The following is an 11,441-nucleotide window of genomic DNA, read 5'->3' on the forward strand; positions in this document are numbered from 1 at the left end:
CCAACCTACTTACCAGATGAAATCCCCGTCTTAGTTGATTCAGGATTTCAGGGAGTACAAAAACAGTATGTAAATATCCGTTTGCCCCACAAAAAACCAAGGGGAGGAGATTTAACGGCAGAGCAAAAACAAGAAAATCGAGAACTAGCCAAAGAAAGAGTTGTGTGTGAGAATGCCTTTGCTGGTGTCAAAAGGTACCACGCTGTCAGCGATATTTATAGGAATCGTGTATCTGATTTTGATGATAAATTAATCTTAACTGCTTGTGGATTATGGAACTTTTATTTAGAGGTAGCATAAGCATTAATTGAAAAGAGAAAGCAAGCTGAAACTTGCATAGAAACACTTTTTCTTATTTCGCAACAAGTCTATTATCATATCGTTTCCTTAAACTTATCTTCTGCTGAAAGCGAAATTTTCATCTGTGTGAGAAAATTTTTGCGTTGGTTGTGTGCAAATGTAACTCGACAATTAGGATTAAAGTCAAAGCTAAATGAATATTGGGATGAGGAAATGGGTTCTTTGATAAACACTACCATTTATTTCCGAGAATATGTTTTAAAAGAAATATCAGAACCTGTTATCCTGGCATTAGATGAATTCGATAAGTTGTTTACATTCCCCAATCTTGGTAGTGATATTCACGCATTATTACGTAGATGGAATGAAGAAGCTAAGAATATTTATATTTGGCAAAATTTACGATTGGTAATTGTGAACTCTACTGATTCTTATATTTCTTTGTCAACAAATTGTTCTCCCTTCAATATAGGATTAACAATCGATTTACCTCCTTTCACAAGATTACAAGTAAATCATTTGGCAGAACTTCATGGGATTTATCTTACATCTTATGAGCTTAAAGAATTAACGGAAATAACGGGGGGATTTCCTTATTTAGTGCGATTAGCTCTTTATCATAGCCTTCATAGTCAAATTCCATTAGAAAAAATAATTAACAACGCCAAATCAGATACTGGAATTTTTAGCAACCACTTACACCAACATTTGTGGTATCTGAAGCAGGATTCCGATTTAGCTGATGCATTTCAAAAAGCGATCGCAGTAAATGCGCCAGTTTATTTAGAACAAGAAATGGCGTTCAAATTAAAAAGTTTAGGATTAGTAAATCTAGAGGGAAACAAAGCTACTATTAGTTGTGGGTTGTATCGAGAGTATTTTCATAACTATTTTTGCGAGTATACAACTAATACAAAACGGTGACAAGGCTATTAAACTTCAAGAGGTGGCAAGTACCCCAAAACCTTTCTCTGTAAAGAGTTTTGAGATTGAAACTAACTGACTTTTCACGAGATGTGGAAAAGGGGAATTTGTTCGCCTGACTTTTCGACTCTGTTGGCGAATTGTGATCGCATTCCCAAAACTCTTGAAATGTCGTAGCCACTCACACCAGAAATTGCGTTTGAGGTTGATGTTCTTATCAGCAGTATAAAAATTTTCAACCTTGATAATCTGCTACGCCATTTGGATTAGACATGTTTTAAGTCTCACTCTGTTTTTTTAGGGCACAAAAAATGAGAGCATCTATGTCCTAGCACAAATGTAATTACCGGTGACAGAAAACCAATATGGCTTGTCTAGAAACACATTTATAACTATTTTTAGATGCTCCCTTGGGGAGCATAAATCATTTTTTAGAGATTATCAATGACAAATATAAAGGCATAAGAATTAGAAATATATCTCATGGCAAATTTTTAGTATTGTGATTTCGATATTTATCAAGTTTCCTCCCTTAGCCAGATGTTTTTTATAGATATTTTTTTGTGAATATAACTTTATATATATATAGTATTTGTAATCAATTAAGAGTGGATGTATCTTTATTCAATACTTCCAAATACTCATATTTTTTTCATAAATCAAATATTATACTCCAGGTTTCAACATGGAGGGTATTTATGTTTTTTATTTGGAAAACTCTCAAGTCAAATATTGAATCATTTACTTTTTCCAACTTGATGCAAAATATTCATAGGGCCAATCTTCTTTAAAATCTTCATCTGTTGGGAATTGCGTACTAACATAGTACCTGCAAAACCAAGGGAATTGACTGAAATTGATTCCACACCTTCCTGCGATCGCGGTACAATCAAAATCCATTCTCTTGTAACTAAAAGATTATAAGCCCCTGATATTTGCTGTTTATCTACCTGCAAATCAACTGCTGCTAATAGCTGGTGGTAAATTTCTAATATTGTTTCAGCACAAGTGGAATTTAAGGTAGCAAAAGCGTGTAAAAAAGGTAATTGTGGAATATTGACAATAGAGCTATTACATTTAGCATTCTTCAACAAAGGAGCAATGGGTATGTGAGTCCCATCGGGTGTCAAAGGTAAGGGAATCATCTGTAAGTGTTTGTGTCGCTGACTTGCACCGGCAATTTTCCCAGAGTTATAGAATACTAAACCATCAAACTCTGTTAAACAAGCCTCCATTGCTTGAAAATCTGCCAAACTCAGTAAGGATTCTTGCTCTGCAAACTCACGGGTAATAATTAATAAATGGTGGTCTACAACATTATATTTATTTAAAATACAGACGTGGGTGGGAGAAATATCAGCAACAAATAAATCTTCCTCATAGGGAAGAAAGGGGTTAAACTCTTTCCCAGTAGATGTTTTTTGCTTCTCCTGTTGCTGTTTTGCTTTATCTTTGCGAACCAGGTTAGAAAGAGTCCTGACTAGGAAACGTACCCCATCCTGCTCTACAAATTCAAATTCCGTGGGAATGGACAATAATGCACCACATTTTAAAGCGTGTTCGGTTCGCTCCTCAATCTGATGCCATAAAGTACCTGGTTGGAGCAAAATTTGATTACTTGTAATTGAATTATCTTTATATATAGTCATAATTACGGTTGTATAACAAGCGATCGCACCCATTAGTTAAGCAATCACCACTATAGAAGGAAACGGTGGGAATATCCCACTTTTTTACATTTTGCACCTTCTCATACCAATTCAAATAATGTTTGCAATATATAGAAGTATCTTACTGGTGCCGTGCCCCTAACCATCTGTCTCAATTGTTCAAAATGGTATCAATATAGGTAAGGTGGGCAATGCCACCCTACGGAATTAATTGCACGAGCGCTATATGAGGAGAAATTTTGGGCATTCTAAGCCTAGGAATTGATGGCAAGACAAATAGTACATTTCGGTGTAAATAGAGCAACCATTGCAAATTGTTACAAAGCTCACGCTGTAAACTTTTTGACTCACTTTTGTACTAGTTCTAATTGCTAATTCTTAGTCAAAATTATGGTTTATTTCTATGGTTATTAACTATGAGCCACAGGAACTTCGGGGTGCAGTAGGAGAATGGAAACGCAGGATTGCAGACCAACCTGAGGACGCAAATGCTTATGTACAGTTAGGAGTTCTCTTCTATGATCAAGGTAAATTTAAAGATGCGATCGCTCAATATCAAAAGGCTATTGATATAGACTCTAAGTTAGTGGAAGCCTACTATTTGTTAGGACTAGTGGTAAGCGAGCAAGGAGCAATCGAAAGAGCTATTTCCTACTATCGCCAAGCAATAAGACTGAACCCCGACTATGCTATAGCTCATACAGGTTTAGCCGCCGCTCTGACACAACAAGGTAATCGCCAAGAAGCAAGGGTTGAATTGACAACAGCGATGGAAATTGAGCCAAAGCTGTCTGATACTCATACAAAATGGCAGTTAGATTTGTATACTCCCGAAGAATTAGCGGCGGAAATTCTGCAAGCTGGGAAGAAAATTGAACAATATCCAGAAGATGCTGATAGTTATCTCTATTTTGGCAGTGTTTTCTTCAAACAAGGGAACCCAGAGGCAGCCAAAGCCGCTTATGAACAGGCAATTCAATTAGAACCAGATAATGCCCTAGCTTATAATAAGTTAGGATATGTCCTCAATGTCAAGCGTCAGTATCGTGCAGCTGCTGAGAATTACCACGAAGCTCTGAGACTCGATCCTAACTATGCAATAGCATACAACAACCTGGCAAATAATTTTTTCGCACTCAATCAACGCCAAAAAGCGATCGCTACCTATAAAAAAGCTCTAAGTATAGATTCAGAACTCGCCCTTACCCACCATAACCTGGGCGTAATTTTTTACAAAAAATTGCGTTGGAAATATGCTGCGGTTAAATATAGACAAGCAATTCGCCTAGATCCAAATTTGATACTAGCTCATTTAAATTTGGGATTGGCTCTTTATGCCCAAAACAAACCGAGCAAAGCAGTTGCAAAATACTTGCAAGTACTTAATGTCAATCCTAATTTACCCACTGCTCCTCTGTTGTTGAAATTAGCACAATGGCATAAAGCTATAGTTGCAGGGTTGGTGACTTCAGTAATGATGATTTTATTTCTCACACCACAGGTTAGCCGTCCCATATTTTCAATTTACTACTATCTGCAAGGTTCCTATCTTCATAGTCAAAAAGACTGGCAAGGAGCAGCAAAAAACTACCGCCGAGCTATCAAATTAAATCCTAAGTTTGCTGGTGTTTATATTAATTTAGGGGTAATTTTGCAAACACAAGGTAATTTAGGACAAGCAAAAACTGCCTATGAAAATGCTATTAATATTCAGCCTAATTCATTTCTAGGGCATTACAACTTAGGTATTGTACTTTATAAACAACGTAGATACAGAAAGGCTGAAAAATCTTATCGCAAAGCAATTCTGATTAATCCCAATGATGCCAGACCACATAATGGTTTAGGTGTTGTACTTGGTAGACGATTTCAATATCAAGAAGCAGAAGCATCCTATCGAGCCGCAATTGACATCGATCCCAATTATGCCGCAGCCTATTATGGCTTAGGAGATGTTCTGCAGAGGCAAGGTAAAAATAAAGCTGCTGAAGAGGCTTTCCAAACAGCCTTCCGCCTGAATCCTGAATATCAAAAAAGAATCAATAAAATATATAAAAAATATATGCCATACCTTTATTAATAATATGAAATAAAAATTTTGCCATACCTGTGGTTGATTTCAAAATCTACCTAATTCTAAGTTGTAATTGAGGCTAAAAAACCAACCATCAAAGTCAATGTTATCGTCCGTGGAACCACCTACAGCAAAACCACCTTGCAAGCTAAGTTTACTGGACTTGGAAATGGCGTAATTTAAGTTACCATATAGCCTATGGTAACTATCTTCACGATCGCGCATGGTAAAGTCAGAAAAATTAAATTGGTAATTTAACCCCACTCGTAAAGGTTTTTGCCAACGGTAGTTTAAAGAAAGCCATAGGGAATTGATGACTCGATTCCGGCTATCAGGATTGGCAAAACTGTAACGGAATTCGTAAAGGCTATCAAAGATTAATTTGGGAGTAATTGCATCACGTCTTGATAAGGATAAACGTAGAGAATTCTCACTCAAAAAGCGATCGCCAGCAGCAAAGGAATTACTATTTCTGGCATAAAATAAATTTTGATGAGTCCAACCGATTCCTGCATACATTTGAGATGCCAGTTGGTGGTAAAGATTGAGATTAAATCTAATCTGATTATAGTCAAAATCTGATTGATCGACGTACCGAACTACATACCCATTAATAGATCCATTTACAGAGGTTTTCTTGCCAATTTTTAAAGGAGCAGAAGCTAAGGTCAATCCGGCATAAAATAAACTATCCTCTATGGGATCAACTTCTGAAGAAAAGACATTGTTGGTGACAAAATAACCAAGATTAGTGATTAAATAACCATTGGGAAGCGGTTGACGCTTTTTAGCTACTGGTTGTTCTGGAGAAGGAGGGGTTGGCTTTTCTAAAGGTGGTGGATCAACTTTTCTCACCCTCAAGTTACCTAATTCTCCTTGGCTAGCTGGCTGAGTATTTTGTTTTTTCTTTCTTAGACTTCTCCTCAGCCTCTCTATTTTCTCTTGCTCAGCGCTTTGAGGCTCAGTTAATGGTGCTACTTCTGTGGAAGAAGATGTTGGTAGATTAGGTTTTCCTTCTAGAGGGGGAGAGTCTAGCTGTTGAGAATTAGATTGGGAAATAAATTGGGTATCTACCTGGGAAATATTCAAGGGTAAGGATGGACAAATATTTACATGAATGATTTCACCATTTTTACAGGAGATAAAATTAGCACGTTGAAAATAGGAGAAAGATAGAGAAGTAAATGAATCAGCTTTTTCGCCAAAATCTACTCTATTTGTATATCTATCAAAAGTATGATTTTTCCCATAGAAATTATTAAATATAGTGTTCGTTAATATATCGTTGCGTCTCACTTGAGTGCGGGTCAATTGTAGATCGGATGGAGAACATAAGCGATCGCTAATTTTACCGTTAAGATTGCATATCCTATTTGCATTAGCGAATGATGGAGTATGACCAACAATACTATAAAAGATAGCAGTAGATGTGGTTAATACAATTGAGATTATATAGTATTTCCAGTTGTGTCTTCCCGTAGGAATTATTTGGTCACATCCCGACTTGGAAGACCAGCTTTGGGAAGATTGAAAACTCAAGAATATGCTATAAACATCCTTCCATGAGTTAATTTGGGCATTACCTATTTTAATCTTCAGTTTTTGAGTTATTTGAGCCACTTTACATTTTATTGGATAATTTTACTAAAATACGATAGAGCTTGCCGCTCGTTTTATCCAGTTAGCCCCTGAAAATACTCTGACCAAAGTTAAACAAAATATTCATAATATATTCTAGAGGTATGATATATTACCTTAAGTTTAAGTTTTGATAAAGTTTAATTAGGATTAAGTAAAAATATTTGCTATCCTCAGCTAGGAAAACACCTATATTTATGCCATGAATACAATGACAATCACTGGAATTACTACTGATAAGACAAAAATCTCCTAAAGCTCACATAAACACATCTCTAAATCTAGATATTTTATTAATTATTAAGGATTGAACATTTTATTATTCTGATGGTAAGTGTAAATAATTAACTTACAAGACTTTCAATAAATATGCTCTTATCAGGGGAGATTAAAGAAAATTAGGATCATTGGTGCATCTGGCTTTGATACGAAAATTTACAAATTTTATCAGGTCACCAGATTATGTTTTATAAATTGTTGCCATTGTTAATAACTGCTTTGTGGGGCGTGATGGCATTGCCCGTGGCTAGTAGAGCTAATGCGAACACACCCTTATTTCGGGCTGTTATTCAAGATATTTATAATTTTGTACAATTGATGCCCAAGAAAAAGCCAAAACGTAAGGCACGTAGAGCTGATGCGATGACTCCTGGGGATGGATTGTCCACAGGTAGATCTTCACTAGCAGAATTACTCTTTAATGATGGTTCCTTGGCAAGGGTAGGAGAAAGAGCTGTATTTAATTTTCTCCCCAAGACACGTAATTTTAGGCTTAACAATGGGACTATATTACTCTTAATTCCACCAGGAAGAGGTCAAACGAATATTATAACTCCCAATGCCACAGCTGCTATTCAAGGTTCAGCATTGTTTGTTCGCTACGACAAAAATACAAAAATAACCCTTGTAGGTGCTTTGACAAATAGTGGGATTGAAGTTTTCAACAAAGATGCCTCTAAAAAACAAGTTCTGAAAGCAGGGCAAATGACGGTACTGCGAAATGGGTTTTTTAGAGGTTTATATGATTTTGATTTAAGAACTTTTTATCGTACTAGTGATTTGGTTAAGGACTTGGAGTTAGACAAGCCAAATAGTGTAGTTGTTCCAGATCCTGCACTTGCTAGTGTACGAGAAGAAACTGTCGCAGCAATTAAAGCACAACCAGTAGTTGAAGGTCAGGGGGTAATAGAGAACCCACCTTTTGTCGCATTAACTGACGAAAAGACAGACGAAAAGATATCTGATTCCCAGAAGGATAATAATGATGATGAGTCTGATGAAGATTCTTCCATTATTACCACAACAACTAATAATGATCGAGTAAGAGATTTGTTGGAAGCAAGTGAGGCTGCATCTGACTCTTTAAACAATGGTGTTGAGTCTAATTCATTGCCAACAAATCAATCAACACAACCAGACAATCAACAACCAGATAATCAACAGCCAGATAATCAACAGCCAGATAATCAACAGCCAGACAATCAACAACCAGATAATCAACAGCCAGATAATCAACAGCCAGATAATCAACAGCCAGATAATCAACAACCAGACAATCAACAGCAAGATAATCAACAGCAAGATAATCAACAGCCAGACAATCAACAGCCAGACAATCAACAGCCAGACAATCAACAGCCAGATAATCAACCTCCAGCAAGTACGTAAATTTATTGACCGTTACATAAAATTTACCCAAAATTACCTATAACTAGACAAATCTAGGCATATATCATTTTGTGTTTACTTCTTGCTTCAACTGGGGTAGTCGGCTACTTCCCATCCACAAGCTGAAACTGTCTAACTGACAGCCGATGATAAATTAATTGCGGCGTTTAAATCCCGATCAATTTTAAAATTACAGTTTTCACAATTTATGGGTAGAAATTAGATAACAGTTACTAGCCCTCCCACGACTAAAAGCCGATGAAAAAAAGTCCCTAGTGCCTCGGCAGTGCCTCGGCAATTATCTAATTACTTTTCTGGTTGAATTTCCCATCTTCTGGAGTAAAAATAGAAGTAGAATGGGCTGAGTCTACGCCATCTTCTAACTCTCCAATCCAGGGAGTTGTAGAAGTATCTGAATCACGTTCCTCAGATAAGGAATCGATTGAGAACTTATCTGTTGTCAAACACTGCCCATCTTCCGGAATTCCTAGTTCATCAAGTGCTGCTAAAACCTCTGAAGTTGATTGATATCGCTGTTTAACATCATCCAAAACCATTTTATTGAGAATAGCAGCTAAAGTAGGAGTAACTTGTGCCTTATGCATCCATACTAAATTTCCGTCAGTGTCCCTCAATAATCCGTGGGGTGCTATACCTGTTAATGCTTTAATACCAATCATTCCCACTGCATATATATCACTAGCATATTGAGGACGACCAAAACACTGTTCGCTGGGTGCATAACCTTTAGTGCCAATGCCAATAGTAAAAGCACTTTGCTCAGTAATATTTAGTAATTGGGTAGATACTTCCTTAACTGCACCAAAATCAATCAATACTAGCTTTCCATCCAATTGTCTACGGATAATATTATTAGGTTTAATATCCCGGTGAATAACACCATTTTCATGGACAAAGGTTAATGTTTGTAATAGGTCTTGCAAAATCCTAATAACTACTATCTCTGAGAGGCATTTACCTGGTGTTAATTCTTTATTCAAAGCATGACCAGCTACATACTCTTGGATGAGATAAAATTCTTCATCTTCTTCAAAATAGGCAAAAAGCTGGGGTATTTGATCATGTATCCCTAATTTTTGTAGTGTTTGAGCTTCTGCTTTGAATAATCGTCGGGCAACTTCTAATTGCTCTGATTTTGTATTGACTGGCTTTAGTTGCTTGACAACACATAAAGGATTTTCAGGTAATTTGGTGTCTTCTGCTATGTAAGTTTCACTAAAACCACCCGCACCCAGAACTTTTATAATTTTGTAACGTCCTGCCAGGATTTTGCCATAGATTTCTAGTTCCCTTTGCTGTAACAGGTCTTTGAGGTCATCTTGCTGGCTAATAATTTCCTGGGCTAAACGGCTGGAAGAATGTTTCTTGAGAATATCTATTAATTGATGTTTTCTGAAGATTTCCCTAGCTATTTCTGCACCTAAATATATAATCCCGATGCTACATATGGCAACTATTGGTACGGCAACGGGTAAAATTAATTGACCATAAATAAATAATCCGTAGTTAATAACCCCCCAAACTATACCTAGCCCAATACTGACAAAAAATCGATTAATACCTTGTTTATTCCTACTAATAAAAAATACAGATCCGCCTAATAAGACCAACACAAATAAACCCCGTAGAGGTATATATTTCAGACCTTCACTCCCAGTTTTACCTGACATTAAAGTACTAATAGCATTGGCATGGATTTCCACTCCTGACATTTTTCCTGGTTGAAACCAATTGTCAGCTACAGCAACTGCATGATAATCATTCAGTGATTTTGCTGTGGGTCCAATCAATACAATTTTGTCTTGGAAATATTTACCTTGTTGGAGATAGTTGTTCCAGTTTTCTGGATCTAATACCTCAGCAAAAGATATGCGCTTAAATGTCCTATTACCCCCATAAAAATAAATCCGATCACCTTGAGGAGGAGAATAATTGACTCCAGATGCCTCTAATACGGCCTGCTCAAAAGATGGTATTTTATCTATGGAATTAAGTTGTTTATTCTTTTCTAATAATTTGGTAAATTCTCCCGCCAACTTGTGAATTTTTCCATCTGCTGACAAAGGAAAATTTGCTGAGCCTATGGATATACCAGCTGTGCGAAATTTTTTATGGGGTAACGTTAATTGTATTGTACTACCTTGATTGATCTGAAAATCTTGGTAAATAGCGGCTAGAGTAATTTTATTGCCATAACGCTGTAATATGGCTTGTAATTTGCGATCATCATCAGCGCCATAACTACTTTCAGTGCCCAGAACTATATTCAAAGCCACAGAACGAGCCCCTGCTTTCATTAATTTCTCAATTACCTGAGCATAAGCCTCCCGCTTATATGGCCATTTTTTGATTGTTTCTAAGTGGGCAAACTTTTGGGGATTGCTCTGATAGTACTGCTCTGACCTAGATAGTGAGTCCTCGTCAATTGCTAAAATGACGATGTTTTGGGGTGGTAGGACAGAACCACGTAGTAAGTAAAATAAGGTTTGTACTTGACTATCCAGGAGTTTAACCAAACCGATGTTAGATGTAACTAACAGCGCCCCTACTCCTACTCCCATTGCAGCTAACAAATGGGAAATAAATCCCATTCGCTTGGATGGTTGAGACAAAACTGTAGCTGCAAATTTGGTTGATTTAGTTAATCTTTTTGATAATTGCTTGGCAGTAGATGTCTGTTTTTTATCTAAAGGGTTTGTGGATTCTTCTGCCATACCGGAGTTTTGTAGTAAATTTACTGACAATAATTGTTTATTTTATACTTACTTATCCTAGTGCCACAATTCTGAAAACAGATTAAAATAGGAATACTATTTAGTTGTAAACTAATTATTATTAACTATCTAAGTTGACCCAGTATTTATAATTTATTGGTAACATGGTGCTTCAGTGCCATTGTTTAGGTGGCTGCGATCGCTTAGTTTTAATATCCTACTTACAATCATTCTAACCCAGGTACATGTTTTCATCTCCAAGGTGATAGTTGTACTTTAAGTCAACCTTATGTCAACAGGTGGTCAGACACTACCCCCGTGTTCTGGGAAATTGCTCAATAATTATGCGGAGTGCAGAAGGTATCATTACTTTTTTTGCGCCTAGTTTGCATTGCATATAACTAATTTACTCTATTCTAAGTAAGTCGGCAC

The 11,441-nt window shown here is 36.6% G+C and carries 8 protein-coding genes; 4 read left to right on the forward strand and 4 right to left on the reverse strand.

Annotated elements, in window-relative coordinates; all coding sequences use genetic code 11:
• On the forward strand, nt 1-300 hold a 300-nt coding region (locus CALSC_RS20765; RefSeq protein ID WP_143288327.1), incomplete at its 5' end, for a transposase family protein.
• A 54-nt stretch (nt 301-354) separates the two neighbouring features.
• Nucleotides 355-1,224, forward strand: a complete 870-nt coding sequence (locus tag CALSC_RS20770) for an AAA-like domain-containing protein (RefSeq protein WP_268807230.1) — start codon at nt 355-357, stop codon at nt 1,222-1,224.
• A gap of 737 nt (nt 1,225-1,961) precedes the next feature.
• Here CALSC_RS20770 and CALSC_RS20775 read toward each other — a convergent pair.
• Complete coding sequence (locus CALSC_RS20775) at nt 1,962-2,849, reverse strand: ATP adenylyltransferase family protein (protein ID WP_088243179.1); 888 nt, start codon at nt 2,847-2,849, stop codon at nt 1,962-1,964.
• 448 nt (nt 2,850-3,297) lie between these two features.
• On the opposite strand from CALSC_RS20775, the gene CALSC_RS20780 reads away from it, so the two are divergent.
• Entirely contained in the window at nt 3,298-4,974 is a 1,677-nt protein-coding gene (locus CALSC_RS20780) for a tetratricopeptide repeat protein (protein ID WP_088243175.1), read from the forward strand.
• A gap of 39 nt (nt 4,975-5,013) precedes the next feature.
• On the opposite strand, the gene CALSC_RS20785 is transcribed toward CALSC_RS20780, so the two are convergent.
• Nucleotides 5,014-6,588 carry a porin family protein gene (locus tag CALSC_RS20785; RefSeq protein WP_088243176.1) on the reverse strand — a complete coding sequence of 525 codons (1,575 nt, stop codon included), beginning with the start codon at nt 6,586-6,588 and terminating at the stop codon, nt 5,014-5,016.
• Between the two features lie 480 nt (nt 6,589-7,068).
• Between CALSC_RS20785 and CALSC_RS27085 the strand changes: the two genes are divergently transcribed.
• Nucleotides 7,069-8,274, forward strand: coding sequence for a FecR domain-containing protein (locus CALSC_RS27085; RefSeq protein ID WP_200817699.1), 1,206 nt, complete (start codon nt 7,069-7,071; stop codon nt 8,272-8,274).
• A gap of 132 nt (nt 8,275-8,406) precedes the next feature.
• Here the strand turns inward: CALSC_RS27085 and CALSC_RS28230 are convergent, their stop codons facing one another.
• Both CALSC_RS28230 and CALSC_RS20800 read right to left on the reverse strand, forming a co-directional pair.
• Complete coding sequence (locus tag CALSC_RS28230; RefSeq protein ID WP_143288328.1) at nt 8,407-8,484, reverse strand: zinc ribbon domain-containing protein; 78 nt, start codon at nt 8,482-8,484, stop codon at nt 8,407-8,409.
• Between the two features lie 92 nt (nt 8,485-8,576).
• The gene (locus CALSC_RS20800) at nt 8,577-11,009 is read right to left on the reverse strand and encodes a serine/threonine-protein kinase (RefSeq protein WP_088243177.1); all 2,433 of its coding nucleotides are present in this window, start codon (nt 11,007-11,009) and stop codon (nt 8,577-8,579) included.
• Nucleotides 11,010-11,441 lie beyond the last annotated feature (432 nt).

It is taken from the genome of Calothrix rhizosoleniae SC01, assembly GCF_900185595.1.
Taxonomy (GTDB): domain Bacteria; phylum Cyanobacteriota; class Cyanobacteriia; order Cyanobacteriales; family Nostocaceae; genus Calothrix_A; species Calothrix_A rhizosoleniae.